Annotated in this window: 14 protein-coding genes; 5 read left to right on the top strand and 9 right to left on the bottom strand. The window is 52.5% G+C overall.

Annotated elements, in window-relative coordinates; all coding sequences use genetic code 11:
- Positions 1 to 55: 55 nt before the first annotated feature.
- Complete coding sequence (locus tag SH668x_RS14470) at positions 56 to 1,375, bottom strand: CpaF family protein (protein WP_437185776.1); 1,320 nt, start codon at positions 1,373 to 1,375, stop codon at positions 56 to 58.
- A 504-nt stretch (positions 1,376 to 1,879) separates the two neighbouring features.
- On the opposite strand from SH668x_RS14470, the gene SH668x_RS14465 reads away from it, so the two are divergent.
- The 4 genes from SH668x_RS14465 (at position 1,880) to SH668x_RS14450 (ending at position 10,563) form a co-directional block, all read left to right on the top strand.
- Positions 1,880 to 3,217: a DUF1501 domain-containing protein gene (locus SH668x_RS14465; RefSeq protein WP_437185775.1), complete on the top strand. Its 1,338-nt coding sequence runs from the start codon at positions 1,880 to 1,882 to the stop codon at positions 3,215 to 3,217.
- A gap of 173 nt (positions 3,218 to 3,390) precedes the next feature.
- On the top strand, positions 3,391 to 5,871 hold the full coding sequence (locus SH668x_RS14460) for a PPC domain-containing protein (RefSeq protein ID WP_437185774.1): 2,481 nt from the start codon (positions 3,391 to 3,393) through the stop codon (positions 5,869 to 5,871).
- Between the two features lie 74 nt (positions 5,872 to 5,945).
- On the top strand, positions 5,946 to 8,366 hold the full coding sequence (locus SH668x_RS14455) for a DUF1549 domain-containing protein (RefSeq protein WP_437185773.1): 2,421 nt from the start codon (positions 5,946 to 5,948) through the stop codon (positions 8,364 to 8,366).
- Positions 8,367 to 8,391: 25 nt separating this feature from the next.
- Positions 8,392 to 10,563 carry a c-type cytochrome domain-containing protein gene (locus SH668x_RS14450; protein ID WP_437185772.1) on the top strand — a complete coding sequence of 724 codons (2,172 nt, stop codon included), beginning with the start codon at positions 8,392 to 8,394 and terminating at the stop codon, positions 10,561 to 10,563.
- A 239-nt stretch (positions 10,564 to 10,802) separates the two neighbouring features.
- Here the strand turns inward: SH668x_RS14450 and SH668x_RS14445 are convergent, their stop codons facing one another.
- The 3 genes from SH668x_RS14445 to SH668x_RS14435 all read right to left on the bottom strand — a co-directional run bounded on the left by SH668x_RS14445 (position 10,803) and on the right by SH668x_RS14435 (position 12,714).
- Positions 10,803 to 11,603: an alpha/beta fold hydrolase gene (locus tag SH668x_RS14445; RefSeq protein WP_437185771.1), complete on the bottom strand. Its 801-nt coding sequence runs from the start codon at positions 11,601 to 11,603 to the stop codon at positions 10,803 to 10,805.
- 100 nt (positions 11,604 to 11,703) lie between these two features.
- A complete protein-coding gene (locus tag SH668x_RS14440) occupies positions 11,704 to 12,123 on the bottom strand; it encodes a DoxX family protein (RefSeq protein WP_437185770.1) in 420 nt (139 codons plus the stop codon).
- Positions 12,124 to 12,240: 117 nt separating this feature from the next.
- On the bottom strand, positions 12,241 to 12,714 hold the full coding sequence (locus SH668x_RS14435) for a hypothetical protein (protein ID WP_437185769.1): 474 nt from the start codon (positions 12,712 to 12,714) through the stop codon (positions 12,241 to 12,243).
- 241 nt (positions 12,715 to 12,955) lie between these two features.
- Between SH668x_RS14435 and SH668x_RS14430 the strand changes: the two genes are divergently transcribed.
- Entirely contained in the window at positions 12,956 to 13,489 is a 534-nt protein-coding gene (locus SH668x_RS14430) for a DUF456 domain-containing protein (RefSeq protein ID WP_437185768.1), read from the top strand.
- A 218-nt stretch (positions 13,490 to 13,707) separates the two neighbouring features.
- Here SH668x_RS14430 and SH668x_RS14425 read toward each other — a convergent pair whose 3' ends face one another.
- The 5 genes from SH668x_RS14425 to SH668x_RS14405 all read right to left on the bottom strand — a co-directional run bounded on the left by SH668x_RS14425 (position 13,708) and on the right by SH668x_RS14405 (position 18,342).
- Positions 13,708 to 14,112 (bottom strand): transposase, encoded by a 405-nt coding sequence (locus tag SH668x_RS14425; RefSeq protein WP_437185516.1) that lies wholly within the window; start codon positions 14,110 to 14,112, stop codon positions 13,708 to 13,710.
- Positions 14,112 to 14,507 carry a transposase gene (locus tag SH668x_RS14420; RefSeq protein ID WP_437185515.1) on the bottom strand — a complete coding sequence of 132 codons (396 nt, stop codon included), beginning with the start codon at positions 14,505 to 14,507 and terminating at the stop codon, positions 14,112 to 14,114. Before SH668x_RS14420 ends, SH668x_RS14425 begins: the two co-directional genes overlap by 1 nt.
- A gap of 80 nt (positions 14,508 to 14,587) precedes the next feature.
- The gene (locus tag SH668x_RS14415) at positions 14,588 to 14,968 is read right to left on the bottom strand and encodes a hypothetical protein (protein ID WP_437185767.1); all 381 of its coding nucleotides are present in this window, start codon (positions 14,966 to 14,968) and stop codon (positions 14,588 to 14,590) included.
- A gap of 923 nt (positions 14,969 to 15,891) precedes the next feature.
- Positions 15,892 to 17,340 carry a hypothetical protein gene (locus SH668x_RS14410; RefSeq protein WP_437185766.1) on the bottom strand — a complete coding sequence of 483 codons (1,449 nt, stop codon included), beginning with the start codon at positions 17,338 to 17,340 and terminating at the stop codon, positions 15,892 to 15,894.
- Positions 17,341 to 17,412: 72 nt separating this feature from the next.
- Positions 17,413 to 18,342 carry a nuclear transport factor 2 family protein gene (locus SH668x_RS14405; RefSeq protein ID WP_437185765.1) on the bottom strand — a complete coding sequence of 310 codons (930 nt, stop codon included), beginning with the start codon at positions 18,340 to 18,342 and terminating at the stop codon, positions 17,413 to 17,415.
- Between the last annotated feature and the right edge of the window lie 112 nt (positions 18,343 to 18,454).

The raw sequence follows: 18,454 nt of genomic DNA, 5'->3' as shown, positions 1-18,454 counted from the left end.
TTAAGGGGTCGTCAATGTGATTGGTTCTTGTGCAGGATGCGTAAACGCCAGTGGTTTAACCGAGTCGTCTAGCTGAGAACAAGTTGTTCGGCAGTTTGACGCCAGCCGATTCAAGACGATGCATGAATGAAGGTCGCACGCCGGTCGCTTCAAAGTGTCCATACGCTTTCCCATCAGCATCGATGCCATCCTGCACGTAGCGGAAGATGTCCTGCATGATGATGGTGTCCTGCTCCATATTGAGAACCTCTGTCACATACGTGATTTTTCGAGGTCCTCCCTGCAGTCGACTTGCCTGAATAATCAGTTCAACGGCGGAGGAAAGCTGATGTCGAATCGCTTTGAGGGGCAAATCGGTTCCTCCCATCGTGACCATCGTTTCGATACGGGCCACAGCGTCGCGCGGGGTGTTGGCGTGGACGGTTGTCATCGAACCTTCGTGGCCAGTGTTCATGGCCTGCAACATGTCGAGCGTTTCAGGGCCGCGACATTCCCCGACGATGATTCGGTCTGGACGCATACGAAGTGCGTTTTTGACCAAATCCGTCGCGGTGACCTGTCCTTTGCCTTCGATGTTCGCTGGTCGGGTTTCCAGACGGAGCACGTGTTCCTGTTGCAGTTGGAGTTCTGCAGCGTCTTCAATCGTGATGACGCGTTGATCGCTTGCAATAAAGCTGGAGAGCGTGTTGAGAAGAGTCGTCTTCCCGGACCCGGTACCACCGCTGATGATGATATTGAGTCGCGCTTTCATCGCTCCTTCCAGCAACATGACCATTTCCGGTGTGAATGCACCGAATCGAAGGAGGTCTTCGAGTGTCAGCGGGCGCGATCCGAACTTTCGAATTGTCAGCGATGGACCATCTAGTGCCAGCGGAGGAATGATGGCGTTCAGTCGAGATCCATCGGGCAGTCGAGCGTCACACATCGGCGACGTTTCGTCGATACGTCGACCGACACGGGAGACGATTCGGTCAAGAATCTGCAGCAGATGATCATTGTCCCGGAATGTGACCTCGGAACGCTGGATCCGACCATTTTTTTCAACGAACACCTTTTTCGGGCCGTTGATCATGATATCCGCGACACCCTCTTGCTTCATGAGGATCTCCAACGGACCAAACCCGAAGGTTTCATCGAGAACTTCTTCGATCAGGCGTTCTCGTTCAGTTCGATTGAGCAGCGGATTTTCAGTATCACACAGATGCTCGACGACGAGACGAATTTCACGACGGAGAGTGTCTCCCTGGAGTTCGCCCAAGCGATTCAGGTCGAGTTTGTCGACGAGTTTGCCGTGAATCAATCGTTTGAGGTTTTCAAAGTCCTCGCCCGATGGTTCTTTACGAAGTCTTGTAGTAGGAGTGGCAGGAGCAGCCATTTTTAGGTTCCACCCGTCTGCAAATTATTAAGTCTGAGATGCCCGTCGCTCATCGAAAATGGGACATCACACTGGGGTTCGATCAGAAACCTAGCTCAGGTTTTGAGGACAGCGCGGAACTGGAACGGAGAAATGATGAAGAATCACCACAACTGCGGAGAATCGATCGACTTGTATGCCGCTTGAGAGGGATGGTCGTAAGGGTTCTTCCGTAAAATACAACGAAGTGATGTCACGCGAAATATTAAGATCCGGCGGAGTCTGCCAGTTTTCAGTTGACTACGTGTTTCGAGATATCTAGGCTCATGATTGAATTTAGAACTATTGTTTTAAAAACTCACTATCCGACAAATAGATGATGATGAGTTTTGATATAGTGGATTAAGTTCAAAGTGCTCCTGCCTCTCACACAACAAAATTTCTGGTTCTGACGCTTGTCGGTATCAGCCCCGTGTTTGCACACCACAGTTCAGGCCCACCTACAAAGTTAATGGAGTTCAGCCGATGGCCGTGTCTTCAAAAGTTGATAGCAGCTGCGCACCCGGGCATTTTAAGCGTCTCTCTCGACGTGGTTTTCTCCAAGTGGGAATGTTGGCTGGAACAAGCCTCACGCTGCCACAACTGCTCGCTCGCCAAGCTCAAGCTGAACTCAAAGACTATCCCAACTTCCAGGGGACCGCGAAATCTGTCATCCATATCTTCCTGCCAGGGGGGATCGCCCAGCAGGAATCATTCGATCCAAAACCATTCGCGCCGCTGGAATATCGCGGTGAAATGGGCTCGATCGAAACCGCAGTGAAAGGTCTTCGTTTTGGTGAGACCTTCCATCAGTCCGCTCAAATCGCCGATAAGCTCTGCGTCATTAACTCCATGACTCATGGAGAAGCTGCACATGAACGTGGAACGCACAACATGTTCACCGGATACCGACCAAGTCCGGCCTTGCTGTATCCATCGATCGGTTCGGTGCTCAGCCAGCAACTCGGTAGCCGCAACAATCTTCCTCCTTACGTCTGCGTCCCCGGTGTTCCGAACGAATATGCGGGAAGCGGGTATTTGAGTTCTGCATTTGCTCCATTCGCACTCGGAAGTGATCCTGCGAACGATGGATTCAAGGTTCGTGACTTAGAATTACCTGCTGGGGTGGACGACAGCCGGTTTGCAAGTCGACGTTCCGCACTCGAAGCTGTGAACAACTTCTTCCGTTCACGAGAGACCTCTGACCAAATCGATGCAATGGATTCATTCTACGAATCCGCATACAGCCTGATCTCTTCTCCAGCAGCACGGGAAGCATTCGATCTGGAGAAAGAAACTCCAGAAATGCGGGATCGGTACGGTAGAAATACCGCTGGGGCCCGAATGCTGCTCGCACGCAGACTTGTGGAATCAGGAGTGCGACTGGTCAATCTCACATACGGTGGATGGGACCACCACGACAACATTGTTGCCGGATTCCGAAATCAGGTTCCTGCGTTCGATCAAGCGTTCGCCGCGTTGATTCGCGACCTCGATGAACGTGGTCAACTCGATGAAACGCTGGTGATGGTCTCCTCCGAATTCGGTCGTACTCCGAAGATGAACGGAACCGCTGGCCGAGATCACTGGCCGAAGGTATTCAGCGTTGTACTGGCCGGGGGCGGCGTCAAACGGGGCTTGGTCTACGGATCCTCGAATGCAACGTCCAGTGAGCCCGAAACGGATCCTGTGACGATCGAAGATCTGTTCGCAACCGTTTACCACACGTTAGGGATTGTCGCTGACAAGGAACTCATGTCTCCAGGCGCACGTCCGATCGAAATCGTCGACGGTGGCACAGTTCTGCAAGACCTGTTGGCGTAGGTCGTTGTTCACCAAGCCTGTGCACTGAAATGACGTTCGGTGTACAGTGCAGGTTGGACAAGACTTTAGCAGGTGTGCCTGCGTTCGATCTGCACAATCTGTTCGTCGTGTCTGATCCTTATCGCGATTCGATAAATCGGACACCGCAAAAGCCCATCATCCGGGGGGATTCGATGCGTTTCTTGTACTTGACTGCGGTCTACTGTGTCTGTGTGATTTTCTTCAGCTTGCACGCTGAAGCGGCAAATCCGCAAGTTCGCAGAGCCGTTCCTCACGTCGCCCAGCGGGGGACGGAAGTCGAAGTGATGTTTCGCGGCGAACGTATCGACGATACCGAAGAGGTTCTCCTCTACGATTCCGGTATGGAAGTGCTCGAACTGGAATCGATCCCCAAGAAAGAAGGGGAGCGCCGGGGAGAGAGCGTCCGTGTGAAATTCAAAATCGCGGCGGATTGCCCGCTCGGGTCACAACGTCTGCGTCTGCGGACGAAAACAGGACTGAGCCAGCTGTTGAATTTTCACGTGACGGCGTTGCCAGTCGTTGAAGAAGCAGAGCCAAATACAGAGTTCACCGCCCCGCAGTCCATTAGTAAAAACGTCACCGTTGCGGGTCGAATTACTTCAGAGGATGTCGACTACTATTCGTTCGAAGCCAAAAAAGGGGAGCGAATCAGTGCGGAAGTCTTCGGGATGCGTATGGGACTTTCAACGGGCTCGAACTATTTCGATCCATATGTCGCCATTTTGAATTCCGATCGTTTCGAACTCGCAGCCAACGACGATCACCCTTTGGTTCTCAATGACGCCATTGCATCAGTCATTGCACCCGAGGACGGAACTTACTTTATTCAGATCCGCGATGCCTCGTACAACGGGGACGGCAACGCGATTTATTGTTTGCACATTGGAAACTTCCCTCGTCCGACCGCAGTTATCCCGTCGGGTGGAAAGCCAGGCGAAACCATCGAGGTTACCTTTATTGGTGATGTCGCTGGACCAATCAAACAGCAGGTGACACTTCCTGCGGAGATTCCGGTCGAGAAGTTTAGTTTGTCAGTCACTGATGAGCAGGGGATCGCTCCTTCGGGAGTGCCTTTCATGCTTTCAAATCTGGACAACTTTACAGAAGTTGAACCAAACGGCGACGCCGCCACCGCGACTGTCGTCACTGTCCCCGGTGCCTTTAATGGTGTCATCAGTGAGAAAGGCGACGTTGACTACTACAAGTTCAATGCGACCAAGGATCAGGAATTCCAGTTCGAAGTTTATGGACGTCGAATTCGCTCGGGTCTCGATTCGTTTATCACAATTGTGCGAGTGCGAGATGGCGCAGGGTTGGTTGCAGATGATGACGCTCGACGTCCGGATGCTGCCCTCAAATACAAATTTCCTGAAGATGGTGAATACGCGGTTGTCATCCGTGACCACTTGATGAATGGTGATCCGACGTTTGCTTACCGTGTGGAAGTAACTAATCCAACACCTTATTTGGAAGCCCAGCCCACTGAGTTTGCACGATACGTTGGTCCTCAGATCGTGATTCCACAAGGAGGGGGCTTTGGGATCGTCGCGAACGTCACACGTCAGGAATTTGGCGGCCCAGTGAATTTTCGAAGTGAAGATTTGCCGCCCGGGGTTCGAGTCGAGTGCGCCGAGAGTTGGCGAAATGATGGAACAGCGTCGGTAATGTTCTACGCTGCAGAGGATGCTCCCTTGGGAGGCAAGTTCTCGCACGTTGAAGCGTTCCTCGATAACCCGGCCGAGCCAGACCGTAAGGTCACTGGTCGTCTGTTCCAGGACACTCTGATGATTCTCGCTCGTAACGATGAGCGTGTTTGGGAAGAGCGAATGAACCGCCTTCCGATCGTCGTGGTTGAGAAGATGCCGTTCAAGGTCTGGATCGAAACACCCGCTGTTCCCGTCGTTAAGGGAGGCTCAATTGAGCTGAAGGTTCGATGTGAGAAAGCAGAAGGGTGGGACGAAGAAATTCGCCTCGTTATGCTCCAGAACCCTCCAGGCATGAGCTCGAACGGATCTGCTGTGATTCCCAAAGGAGCACTCGAAGCCAACATGACGGTGAACGCTTCTGATGGAGCCCCTGTCCGTGAGAACATGTTGGCGATCCGGTGTCTGTCTACGTTCAACGGCGGCGAGCACACATATCTGACTCAACCAGTCCCGCTGCGTGTCGCAGACCGCTACCTCGGATTCGAGTTTGCACAGGGAGCAGTTGAGCAAGGCAAAGAGATTCCTTACCTGATCAAGATTGATCAGTCACAGCCATTCGAAGGCGAAGCGGTTGTCGAGCTACTGGGGCTTCCAGCGAATTCAACAGCTGAGCCACTGAAGATGACAAAGGAAACGGCCGAACTGACGTTCACCGTGAAGGCTGCCGAAGACACACCTCCGGGGATGTCTCAGAATGTGTTTTGTCGGGTGATGGTTCCAGAGAATGGGGACTTCATTCTTCACAATCTTGGGACTGGCCGACTGCGGGTCGACAAGCCAACTCCTCCACCAGCCCCAACCGAAGGTGCTCCGATGGTTGAAACACCAGCAGCTCCCGTTGCAGCTCCGGAAGCACCACCGAAACCACTTTCACGCCTGGAACAACTTCGGTTACAAGCTCAGCAAAAGGCAGCAGCGGGACAGTAGTACTTCTTGAATTGAAGGCTTCGTGTTCATCAACCGAGTTCCTACCGCGTTCCCACTGAAGCAGACATCCCAAAATGATTCGAAAACTCACTTACTTGCTGATTGCTGGTCTTTCGTTCCAGACGGTTGCAGCTGCGGCGGAATTGGTTGAACTTCGGGTGTATCCGAAAGAGGTTCAGCTCACGACGAAGCGAGCCGCCCAATCTGTGATTGTTCAGGGCGTGTATGACGACGGAATCACTCGCGATCTTGGCTCTCGAACTGAGTGGAAGATTGAGAATGAAGAGGTTGTCAATCGCGAAGGATCACACCTGTTCCCGGTGGCAGACGGCACGACATCGTTGACTTTGTCTGTTGACGGCAAGAGTGTTCAGATTCCGATCAAGGTCGAGAAGGCTGAAGAGGATCGTCCGGTCAGCTTCAATCTGGACGTGATGCCGATTTTCATGAAGGCCGGCTGTAACACCGGCAGTTGCCACGGGGCTGCTCGCGGGAAGGATGGCTTCATGCTGTCATTGTTCGGCTATGACCCGAAAGGGGATCATTTCCGAATCACTCGTGAACAGCTTGGCCGCCGTGTCGACCTCGCCGTTCCAGAGTCCAGCCTCCTCATCGAAAAATCGATTGGCGCAGTTCCACATTCTGGCGGAAAGCGCTTTGATGCGACCTCACCGATGAACAGCACTCTTGTTGAGTGGATTCAAAACGGAGTCCCAACCGACCCGGAAGGTCAGGCAGTCTGCACTTCGATCGAGCTCTTTCCAAAACAGGCTGTGATGGACGGATCTGGGGAGACTCAGCAGCTTGTTGTTCTGGCTCACTATTCCGACAACACGGTTCGCGACGTCACTTCACTCGCTTCATTCTTTTCCAGCAATGATACCTCCGCAAAAATCGATGAAGCGGGTGTCGTGACTGCCGGAGAACGTGGCGAAGCATTCGTCATGGCACGTTTCGACGTTTTCACAGAGGGGTCGCAGTTCCTCGCGTTGCCCAAGGGGTTGCAGTACACACCGACTGTCGAAGAGCCAGCGAACTATATCGATTCCCTTGTTGCCGATAAGCTCGTGAAGATTCGTCTGAATCCTTCGGGAATCTGCAGCGATGACGAGTTCCTGCGCCGAGTTTCGATCGATCTCATTGGATTGCTTCCGACTTACGAAGAGTTCAATGCTTTCATGGCGGATACCGATCCGAACAAGCGCGAGAAGAAGATTGATGAACTTCTGGGTCGCAAAGAATTCACAGAAATGTGGGTGGCCAAGTGGTCCGAGTGGCTGATGATGCGGTCCACTTTGGAAGTTTCTGACAAATCGATCGTTCTGTACTCGCAATGGCTCGTGGAGCAGATTTCAAACAACGTTCCACTAGATGAAATGGTTCGGTCAATCCTTGCCACATCCGGCGGAACATTCTCTGAGCCAGCGACAAACTTCTATCAGTTGGAACGAGATCAATTGAAGGTCGCTGAGAACGTCGCCCAGATCTTCATGGGAATGCGGATTCAGTGTGCCCAGTGTCACAACCACCCGTTCGATAAGTGGACCCAGAACGACTATTACGACTTCGCTGCGTTCTTTACACAAGTGGGACGCAAGGTCGGCGAAGATCGTCGTGAAACAATCGTCTTCAACAGCGGCGGCGGAGAAGTCGCTCATCCAGTGACAGGGAAAAACGCGATTCCTAAGTTTCTGGGAGGCGCGGTTCCCGATGTGGCAGGGAAGGACCGTCGACAGGTTCTCGCCGACTGGTTGGCTTCGCCTGAAAACCCGTTCTTTGCTCGTAACTTCAGCAATCGGGTTTGGCATCACTTCTTCGGCGTTGGAATTGTTGAACCGTTCGACGACGTTCGAATTTCGAATCCAGCTTCGAACCCAGAATTGCTCGATGCACTCGCAAAGAACTTCACTGACTACAATTACGACTTCCGGAAACTGGTCCGTGATATTTGTCTGTCGAAGACTTATCAGCGATCGACACTCCGTAATGAGAGCAACAAAACTGACGAGTTGAATTTCGCTCATCAGACTGTTCGCAGAATCAAAGCAGAGTCGATGTTGGATATCATCACGCAGGTGACAAATACCAAGGACGATTTCGCTCGACTTCCGCTCGGAGCCCGCGCTGTTCAAATCGCAGACGGAAAAAATTCGACCTACTTCCTCCAGACGTTTGGTCGAGCCACACGAGAGACCGCATGCTCCTGCGAAGTCCGTATGGAACCGACACTCTCACAGGCGCTCCATCTCATGAATGGGGATACTGTTGAAGGAAAGATGAAGGGCGGCAATGTTCTGAAAACGTTGCTCGATCAGAATCTGACTCCAGAGGAGACGATCGAACGTCTCTATGTGACCTGTTTGACCCGTCGTCCGACCGCGGAGGAGTTGGGGAATCTGGTTCCACTCGTCAACGAAGAGAGTCGTCGTCAACAAGGCTACGAAGACATTTATTGGGCTCTGCTCAATAGTCGAGAGTTCTTGTTCAATCACTGATTGCTGAAACGATTTCATCGGCAGCATGTCCACATGGCATGCTGCCGGTTTCACAGTCCTGCCTTCAATTTTATTGCGTAGCGTCCTCCCAGATGTATTCGCTGTGCAGCCAGCCTCAAACACGACTTCACACACCATGCCACGCTACTTCTTGATCACAGCTTCTGTATTGTTGTGGACCTCGTCATTTGCGGTTGCTGAAGATGCGAAGCCGGACGAAATGGCGGAAGGCGAGAAGGTGACGTTCGCCGACGATGTGCTGCCGATTTTTCGTTCCAAATGTGGGTCTTGCCACAATGCGAACGATAAAAAGGGTGGATTGGTACTCGACAACTACTCCGCAATGATGCTTGGAGGTTCTTCGGGAACAGCAATCGAGCCAGGGGACGCTGGAAACAGTTATCTGTGGAGTTTGATCACTCACGAGAGCGAACCAAAGATGCCACCGGCAGCCGATAAGCTGCCCGCAGATCAACTGGCAGTGATTGAAAAATGGATCAATCTTGGCGCTCTGGAAAACGCGGGCAGCAAAGCCAAGAAGAAGAAAAAGTCTAATCTTGGCAAAGTGGAAATCACTACATCTCGCCCTGCCGAAGTGGCTGTTCCTCAGCGTTTCTTCGGCGAGAGTGCGTACGTGTTGTCACACGCCAACGCAGTGACCGCACTTGCAACAAGCCCATGGGCCTCGCTAACTGCCGTGTCTGGATACAAACAAGTCAGTCTTTACGATTCAGACAGCATGCAACTTCTTGGGGTATTGCCGTTCCCTGAAGGAAAAGCACATATTGCCAAATTCAGTCGCGACGGTTCGTTGCTTCTTGTCGGTGGAGGTCGTGGCGGCGAAAGCGGCCGCGTCATCGTCTTCGACGTCCGTACCGGTGATCGTATTGTGGAAGTGGGTGAAGAGTACGACGAAGTCCTGGCGGCAGATATCAGTTCTGACCAGACCATGATCGCTCTTGGTGGACCCAAGAAAATGTTGAGAGTTTATTCCGTGGAAACTGGGGAACTTCTCTATGAAATGAAGAAGCATACCGACTGGATTACGGCGGTCGAATTCAGCCCTGATGGGGTGCTGCTCGCTTCAGGCGATCGGAGTAATGGTCTCGTTGTCTGGGAAGCGCCAACCGGTCAACTCTTCTATGATCTGCAAGGTCATCGCAAGGCGATCTCTGATATTAGCTGGCGTCCCGACAGTAATGTCGTCGCGTCCGCTAGTGAAGATGGCACTGTGAAAATGTGGGAGATGCAGAACGGGAATCTGATTAAGTCATTCGACGCTCATGGCGGCGGTGTGACAGCACTCGACTACACCAGAGATGGTGAGATGGTGACAACTGGCCGCGACCATCTGACTCGCTTCTGGAATGGCGAGGGAAACAAGATTCGAGATCTTCCAGGCGTCGCGGATATCGCGATGGAAATTTCTTTCGATGCTGAAAAACGTCGAATTCTCGTTGGTGACTGGACCGGTCTCGTCACCGTTTTCAATGCAGATGACGCGTCTGTGGTCGGCACACTGACAACGAACCCACCGACGGTCAAAGAGGAAGTTGCTAAGGGATCTGCCAAAGTCGAGGCGCTGAAAGCACAACTTCAGGCCCAGCAAGCGGGCTTGGACGGGATTCAGGCGAACATTGCATCGAGAGCCAATGCTGCGACTGCTTATGCTGCCACGGTCGCACAGGCCGACGCTGCAGTCAAGCAGGCGGTCACGAATCAAGAGCAGGCCGATGCAGCACTCAAAGCTCAGCAAGAGAATCTGAAGACCGCGGAGCAATCGCTCACCGACGGTAAGACTGCACTCGATGCGTTGAAAACTCAACTTGAACAAGCTGCGGAGAAGCCAGCGGAAGAAGTCGCTGCCTTGAACGCCTCAATTGCAGAATCGACAGCCAAAGTCGAGAGTTTGAACCAGGCGTTCGTTGCTGCTCAAGAAGCGACTAATGCTGCTCAAGCGGCGCTGGATTCTGCGGTTCAAAGCCATCAGCAGGCAGAAAAGGGGCTTGCTGATGCTAACGCTATGCAAATTCAGTTGAACGAAGCTGCGAAGGTTCAGGAAGAAGAACAAAAGGGCATCGACGTGGCCAACGCTGCAATCGCAGCGACACAGGCCCAGTTAGCCACTGCCGAAGCGAGCCTCGCTCGAATTCAGCAGGTTGAGATTGAGCTCTCACAAAAGGCGACTCAGAACTAAACAGGCGGTAAATGGACACATCGCGATACGGCTATCCGCTCTCTCACCGACAGGTTTGAGTGCGGATGATTTTTTTTCGCGACCGAGGTAACGGCATTGAAAACTTGGTTTCATGCTCCTGCGTCGCACGGCATCTCCGGCGTCAGTGTCTCCGGCAACAAGAAGATTTCAGAGTCGGGTGTTTACCGCTGTGTGCCGCTCAAATTCCATGTGGTGTGAGTCACTTCCAATTGCGCGGATCAGGTCGTGCTCTTTAGGAATTCGCGAATAGCAGTGTTCACCGCTTCGGGTTGTTCCTGCGGGGCCATGTGACCTGCATTTGGAATGATCACCAATCTGGCGTCAGGCAGTCGCTCTGCCATTGATTGCATCTCCGATACCGGAGTGATGACGTCATCTTCGCCGACGATCAGGAGCACTGGGATGCTGATTTCGGGGAGCCAATCGGTCGCGTCGATACGGCCTGCCATTCCGGATTGGGCCGCTGCAATTCCCATTGGCGAATTGCTCATGATGGATTGCTGGGCCGCTGCGATCAGATCCGGTTGCGTTTCGTGCGTTTTCGGTGAGAAAAGCTTCTCGGGCATGGTCTCAGCGAGGAACCCTTGACCTTCTTTCAGCACTCGCTGCGCCGCTTCAATTCTGGTTTTTTTCGCTTCAGGAGAATCTGCGGCAGCCTTTGTATCGCAGAGGATCAGACGACGGAGTCGTGAGCCATGCCGCTTCCAGAACTGCCAGGCAACATAGCCACCCATCGAGAGCCCGCATAATGTTACAGGCTTCTGAATATCGAGTTGAGTCAGGAGGTCCGCGATATCGTCCGCAAACGTCTCCATGGTTGTTGGACCTGAAGAGTCCTCGCTTTGCCCGAATCCGCGGAGGTCTGGTGCGATGACGTGATTCGTCTTCGCGAACTCGTTGATCTGATCGTCCCACATGGAGTGATCGAGCGGGAATCCGTGGATAAAAACGATGGGATCACCTTCCCCATCGTCAAACACATGGAGTTCAATGTCTGGAAGCGAAATGAACAAAGACATCTAAACTCCTCCAATCCGCGTCGGTTTGGAATTGAGAAATGGAAAAAGCATGGGACTGAATCAGGCTTCAGTCTCATGCTCATCTAGACTAATGGGTCACTCAATCAATGCGATTCTGGCGAGGTCTCATGAACGACCAAACCAGTCCGTCCAGAGAGAGTCGCCCGCCGCCGCAGATCAGGATGGTGACGAAGCCAGCGAGGTAAACCGCCGCCAGTTCCTTGGCACTCCACGGATCGGCGCCGTGGACTTTGACTAATGCAATAAGCATGGTCGTGATCAATGGAATGACAACAAATCGGGTGGCGACGCCGAGTACCAGCAAAGCCGAACAGACAACTTCTGAAAAGATGGCCAGAATCAAACTTGTGCGGTGTCCGACCCCCAGAGGGTCGGGAAACGACTCTGACAATTCAGAGAATTTCATGAATTTAGTGAGTCCATGACCGGCCAGCATCATGATTCCAAGGGATGCCCGCAGGACGAGAAGTCCGAACGATTGAAGGAGCGAATTCAACATTGACTGTCCCTGCTTTCGAGAAGTTTCGTGTTTTCTATAAGATCTCAAAACCGCCCGAGTTTTGTATGACAGTGCATTAGAAGAAGAAATTCGTATTAGGTGAACACGAATTTTTGCTCAGCCACCTTGTACAGGTGCGGCAGCATCACCTCCAGCAGGCGCAGAGGCAGCAGGCGTCATGAACGCATTGAACTCCTCGACGATTGTTGGGCCACCTAAGACGACGATCCCTGCGATCACACCGATTGAGAGCAAGCTGAAGACAAATGCGAGTGTCTTCACCTGAGGGTCGACTCCCTTGGTCGATTTCTTCTTCTTTTTGGCTTTGGGCTTCTTCTCGACCGCATTTTCATCGAGGACTTCACCTTCAGGAACCTCGACATCCTGGAAAGAGTCCAAGTTCACCGAAAGAAGATCGACGCGGGAATCTTCTGCTGGCTTCGCTGCCTTGACTGGTTTCGGTTTTGCCTCCGCTGCTCCGGCGACTGCACCAACCGCTTTGCATTTCGGGCATTTGATCTTTCGCCCAGCGAACTCGTCTTTCACCTGCGTCTGAAATCCGCACTCGTTGCAATGAAAGGAAGCAGGCATGATCGATCCAGTTTCAGCTGTGCAATTCACGAAAATTGATTGTTGGACTCTCAGTAAGGTTAACCGCATTTCATGCTGAAGTCATCCGAAAACAGGGGTGTACCGATTTTGCTCAGCGACCTATTTCGCGAATGTGACTGATTTTGCGATTTCCTTCCGGACGAGACAGGCGCGAACTTTTGGTTTTTGAGTTAGAGTAAACGGGTGATTTGACTCTAACATTTTTGTTGTGAAGCAAGCGATGATCTATTTGTGGGCTTTTCTGCTATTTCTTTCGAATGCTTTGGCGTGGGCGTCTAACTTTTTTGGGGTTCCCGGGAACTGGCTACTCGTCATTTTTTCGGTCGTTTACAAGCTGGTCCTCCCTATTGAGACCGTTCCTGATCTAAGCTGGACAATGATCTTCCTGCTCATCGTCCTCGCCACGTTTGGAGAGGTCTGGGAGTTCGCTGCCGGAGCCTTCGGGGCCGCAAAGCAGGGGGCTTCCCGGAGAGGGGCGATCATGTCCATTGTTGGATCACTGATCGGGAGCATAGTGGGAGCGACGGTGGGAATTCCAATTCCAGTCGTCGGACCGCTGATCGGGGCGCTGCTTGGGGGCGGGATTGGAGCGTTCGCTGGAGCGTACTTTGGCGAACAGGGCCGATCTCATCGGGACAGAATGCAAATTGGCAAAGGTGCGCTGATCGGGAAGTACCTGGGAATCGCAGGAAAGCTGATCTTCGGGTTGATCATGCTCGTTATTGCCACTGTCGATTCCTTCGCAAACTTTTGATCAACTCTCGAATGGGGCTGATCAACCAGGGACTCCATCACCCTTGCAATGACGAACATCTCAGTGGAAAGATTCACAGATCGAGTGATCGATACCGATTCGCTGAGTGCCTCGCAATTGAACATCCGTTGATAATAAAAAAGGTCTCCTTCTCATGATGAGGGGAGACCTTTTTTATTTTAGTTCAACGTCAAGTACTTAGAGCCGGCGGACAAAACTTAATCGGCGTTGAGGAATCGCCAGGTGATCAGTGAGTTAGCGATGTCATGAAACGCCTGAAAGATCTCTTCCCGCCTGTCCCAGCGAATCCGGATTCGACGGAACTGCTTGAGCCAGGCGATCGTCCGTTCAACGGGCCAGCGGCTGCCGCCTAGAGAAGAGGCCTGTCGCGTTCCGCGCTTGGGGATGTGCGTTTCAATCCCGGCCACGGCGAGAAGATCACGGGTGGTCTGGCAGTCGTAGCCCTTGTCCGCGATCACGCTACGGGGACGGTCCAGTGGCCGTCCTCGCTTGCCACCAATCTTGGGAAACTTCAGAAACACCAGCGGGAGAAGTTGTCTCAGATCAGGGACATTGGCAGCAGTGAGCGTGTTGGCCAATGGAATCCCGTTGTGAGTGGTCATCAGGTGCGACTTGCTGCCGCAGCGGCCGCGGTCTGTCGGATTCGGGCCGATTTTTGTCCTCCCAGCGGGGACTTAATCAACCCAGCATCGATGAGCACGTCGGCCAGTTCTAGGCGACCAGCGGCGTTGAGCTGCGTGAGGAGGTGGCGATGAATGTCTTGCAGGACTCCCAGATCGATCCATTGGCGAAGCCGCCGGTAGCAGGTCTTGTAAGAACAGCCCAGCTCCAGTGGCAGGTCTTCCCAGGCGATCCCAGTCTTGAGCACAAACAGAACGCAGGTGAAGACGGTGCGGTTCTCCGCAGGAGGTCGGCCCCCTTTGGGAGAGAACTCGTAGGTTGGGAAGAACGATTCGATCTCGTTCCACAAATCATCACTGAGCAATTGGCCAGCCATGTCGGTTCCTCCATGAACAGAAAAACCAGACCTTCCCACAATCCTCAAAACGTGCCAAGATCAGTTTTGTCCGAACGCTCTTAGGCTGCGATGCGACTATGCTGGTCAGCAACACGGTCCCAGATCTTACGACGCAGGCGTTCACGAAGTTGGAATCGCCGAATGCTCTCCTGTCCTGCAGTTGCCAACACGACCAATCCTAATCCAATCAACGCGATGACTGAAACAGGGACAGGGCCGACCTGTGTAATGGGGTTTTCACTGGCGATCAACGTACTGACGGGGCTGATGGTCAACATGACAAAACCAGCCAACATCACCAGTCGATTGAACATGGGGACTGATCGCACAGAAACCAGGTAGGCCCAGATGCTGCCGCCAATGGCCCCCAGAGCGGTGAGGAAGATTCCCCATCCAGAGATCGAAGTGAACAAATTGGATGCAACCAATTCCGTAATCATAATCATCGTCGTTAACGAAGAACGTACTGTTCTTCTCGGTGCTTCGCATTCTCAGGAGGCTCAACTGCGCCCCACGTCGAAATGCCCGGCAAGGTAGTGAAAAAAATCTATTAAGTCTAAATGTGAGAATGATTTCAACACGTTATCTGTACTGTTTAACACCCGGATCCTAATGATCAGGAAGCTGCTTTACAGACGCGTCAAAGAAACGTTTGGTTTAAAAAAAGGAAGGAATTTCTGTTGAATTTCAAACTTTAATACACCAATGCAATTCACGCTTTGATGCGTTCCAACAGGGAGGCAATCAGTGAACGGATTACGATCAATCATTAAAATCGTAAACAGCTCACAAATTCGACTGGGAAGGTGGCTGGACTCAAGTCCATTATCCGATTCTCACTTTCGATCGGCACTCGCAGTCAGTGGGAAGTTGTTCACAAATTAAATGTGAACGCACGTGTGTGACTGCAACAGGATCGACAGCTCAAATGTCCGCACTCTCGGCACGAGAAATCTTCGGTGCACAAGACTGTTTCAGCGGCTTTGAAAGAGGCGAGATCGGGCTTCGATCTCAGCTTTCATCGGTAACTACCAATTGTTGGCGGGTGAGGTTTCAACACTTTTTGGCTTTTCAGCCATCAACCATTTCTCTCCATGCCCATCGTTCTTTCATTTTCTCGTTCAGTCGTACTATAGGCGCTCGGTGGCAAACTGTCAGTAGATCTTTTTGAGAGAGAGAGGAATCAATCAGTTCTGGGAAATCGCCATTTTCGATTGGCACTTGTGAATTGTGAAAGTTTGACGACATCTGGAATCTGTTGACGTTGATGAGTGAGCTAGTGAAAACAGGTCGCCTTCTGAGAGAAGACGACCTGTTCGAAAACAATTGAGACTCCATTCGGCTGTTTGTCAGCCGATGAGCATTATTTCCCGGGATCCGCTTGAGGAAGCGGGGCGTTTTGCGATTGACCCTGATTCCCCGACGCCCCACTTTGCGGGGCATCGAGTCGAACGAGCAGATCGGTTTGAGTCTGATCAGTTCCGTAGTGGACCAACACCTCTGTCTGCGGTTGCGTCAGGTTGTAGATTCCCGTTTCCAAGACGACACCCGCCTGATTTCCGATGGTGAATGCAACGCGCTGCGTTTGTTTGTCGACTTTCCCTTGGACAGGCCATGATTGCTGGGTAGAGCTGTTGTACATGGTTCCACTGACAATTCCCGATTTGTTCACTGCCAATTGGAGCGTTCTGGCAGGATTGGTATCGGATTCACTTGTCGAGAGCGAGAACGTTCCAAGCGGCAACCAGTCGTCTTCCTGATTCGAGTCTCCATTGCTGTTGGAGTTCGGAACTTGATCTGGTGAAACGTAGGCGAGGTCTGCTGCAGATTGAGCGTATTCGCCCGCGGTGCCGACCTGTTGACCGTTCACGTACACGTTGTCGTTCTGGTAAACAACATTTCCGCCTGAACCGTAGCTGTAGTAGACCGGTGTGGAAAAGGCAGCCCCGAGCATCCATCCGTTCACGGTTCCCCAGGCAGCCCCAGCCCACCAGTAATTCCATGGATGATTGTGCCAGCTGTTGTAATACCAGCTGTTCACTTCAGGATGGTAAGAGTGCCACCAGTTGTCGCCATAGTGATTATGGTCGTTCCAGTTTGGGTGATTGTCGTTCCAGCTATTGCGAACGTCTCCACCCCAATTGTTAATGCGATCGTTCACCTCGGGGTGGTCGTTCAACCATTGATTGTGGTCCCCATTTCCTTCCGTGCCGAGCTTGTTGTGATCGGAAATGTTATTACGGATATTGTCGAAGTCGCCTGACGACTTGGTTTGCCAAGGCGCTTTTTGAGACCCACTAAAGTTGCCACTTCCAAAATTGTTCTTATCGGGGCTGCCCATCCCGAGGAAATTCTGAAGCTGGTCGTTTGTTGGTTTTCCTGAATCGCCGAACGCTCCTGGGCGATTCCTGCCATCGACGTTACCGCCGCCAAAATTACCGCCGCCGAAATTACCGGGCCTTTCCCCACCGCCGGGATTCCCAGAGCCGAAGTTTGATCCACCAAAGCTGCCTGGACGGTTTCCTCCGCCCTGGTTGTTCGCCCCTCCGAATCCGCCCGGACGATTTCCGCCTCCAAAGTTGCTTCCGCCCCCGTATCCGCCGAAGCTTCCACCTCCGCTGGGGCCGCTGAAGCCCCCCTTGAAGCCGCCCCCACCCCCGCCGAAGTTACCACCACCTCCACCGAAGCTGCGGCCACCGCCGCCAAATCCACCCCCACCACCCCCGCCATGGAATCCCATGCCGAACACAGGTGCTTGAGCAGTCGTAAAAAGCAGCGATGCAGACAGAATTGAAGCAGTTAGCGTTTTCATATGAACTCTCCCTTGATCAGGAGTTGAAGATGCGTGCAGAAATTTGAAAAGTGCCGATCGAACCGGAATGAATCAACGCAAGCGAGTGCTCTCCGCAGCGGTCCGTTTAAGGCTGACGATTGGGCTATTCGGTCGCGATTCTCCCGCGACTTCTACACCAACATTCTGCATGTGAATCAGGTCGTTTGATTCAATCGTGATCTTCTGCGTCAGAGATCCCCTGCTGCCGTCCGGATACTTGATAGCGAACTGGATGCTCCAAGATTTCTCCCCGTCCTGTTTCCATACCCCTTCTCCGAATGCACCATCGTCTTCAAACATCCAGGATCGGAAACAACCTTGCTCCGCGTCCCACCCAATCGTTTGTGCCCCTGTGCTGACGACTTGATCACCGACGGTCCGTTGGTAATTGCGAAGAATGAAATTGCCAGTTGGAGTGGATCGGACCCTCGTTTTGATTGAGTATCCGTCCCCTTGTTGTTCCCAGTTGCCGATGAACCACTGGAGTTGCTGCAGATATGCGGCAGGCGGATTTGTCGCAGGAATCTCGACTTCGAGCACACGTGCGATCAGCCATGTCCCATCGACTCGATCGATTTCAGCTGAAAACCGTGAGGCGGTTCGGAGGCCGTTCGTGTGAACAATTTCAAGCACCCCGCCCAGTAAGAGTTGATTTGGTTGAGGAGCGGCGGCGACCTGATCTCGTGCAGAAATGGTTGCGTTGGAATTGGTTTCGAACAGCTTCCGATACGCTTCTGTGATCGCTTTCTTACCTGACAGCTCTCCATTTGGGAGAGAGGGAGAAGAGTACGTTCCATCCTCCTTCCAGAGTTGACCCAGTGCTTCCGCATCGTGAGCGTTGAATGCCTTCAGGAATTGCTGGCCAATCTCTCGGGCACCTTGGGCTTCAGCGGAATCTAGCTGAAGGGGTGTTTGAGCGTTTGCGACCGCGGAAAGGAATCCCAAGGCCAACAAGGACATTGTCCAGAATGAACGAAACATCAATTCTCCAGTTTGCAAAACCATTTTCGATCGTATTAACGACAAGCTCTTCGGGGGGACTCGGATAAAAAGTACGCTTTTCCAGAGTGGAAGCATGATTTCATTTCAGGGG

Origin of the sequence: Planctomicrobium mucosum, from assembly GCF_051466335.1 — a bacterium.
Classification (GTDB): domain Bacteria; phylum Planctomycetota; class Planctomycetia; order Planctomycetales; family Planctomycetaceae; genus Planctomicrobium.
Note: the sequence above shows the minus strand (reverse complement) of the source record. Positions and strands in the feature narration are given on the sequence as shown.

Coding starts and splice junctions, on each gene's coding strand:
- SH668x_RS14470 (WP_437185776.1), bottom strand. CDS start 1,375: ATGGCTGCTCCTGCCACTCCTACTACAAGACTTCGTAAAGAACCATCG.
- SH668x_RS14465 (WP_437185775.1), top strand. CDS start 1,880: ATGGCCGTGTCTTCAAAAGTTGATAGCAGCTGCGCACCCGGGCATTTT.
- SH668x_RS14460 (WP_437185774.1), top strand. CDS start 3,391: ATGCGTTTCTTGTACTTGACTGCGGTCTACTGTGTCTGTGTGATTTTC.
- SH668x_RS14455 (WP_437185773.1), top strand. CDS start 5,946: ATGATTCGAAAACTCACTTACTTGCTGATTGCTGGTCTTTCGTTCCAG.
- SH668x_RS14450 (WP_437185772.1), top strand. CDS start 8,392: ATGTCCACATGGCATGCTGCCGGTTTCACAGTCCTGCCTTCAATTTTA.
- SH668x_RS14445 (WP_437185771.1), bottom strand. CDS start 11,603: ATGTCTTTGTTCATTTCGCTTCCAGACATTGAACTCCATGTGTTTGAC.
- SH668x_RS14440 (WP_437185770.1), bottom strand. CDS start 12,123: ATGTTGAATTCGCTCCTTCAATCGTTCGGACTTCTCGTCCTGCGGGCA.
- SH668x_RS14435 (WP_437185769.1), bottom strand. CDS start 12,714: ATGCCTGCTTCCTTTCATTGCAACGAGTGCGGATTTCAGACGCAGGTG.
- SH668x_RS14430 (WP_437185768.1), top strand. CDS start 12,956: ATGATCTATTTGTGGGCTTTTCTGCTATTTCTTTCGAATGCTTTGGCG.
- SH668x_RS14425 (WP_437185516.1), bottom strand. CDS start 14,112: ATGACCACTCACAACGGGATTCCATTGGCCAACACGCTCACTGCTGCC.
- SH668x_RS14420 (WP_437185515.1), bottom strand. CDS start 14,507: ATGGCTGGCCAATTGCTCAGTGATGATTTGTGGAACGAGATCGAATCG.
- SH668x_RS14415 (WP_437185767.1), bottom strand. CDS start 14,968: ATGATTACGGAATTGGTTGCATCCAATTTGTTCACTTCGATCTCTGGA.
- SH668x_RS14410 (WP_437185766.1), bottom strand. CDS start 17,340: ATGAAAACGCTAACTGCTTCAATTCTGTCTGCATCGCTGCTTTTTACG.
- SH668x_RS14405 (WP_437185765.1), bottom strand. CDS start 18,342: ATGTTTCGTTCATTCTGGACAATGTCCTTGTTGGCCTTGGGATTCCTT.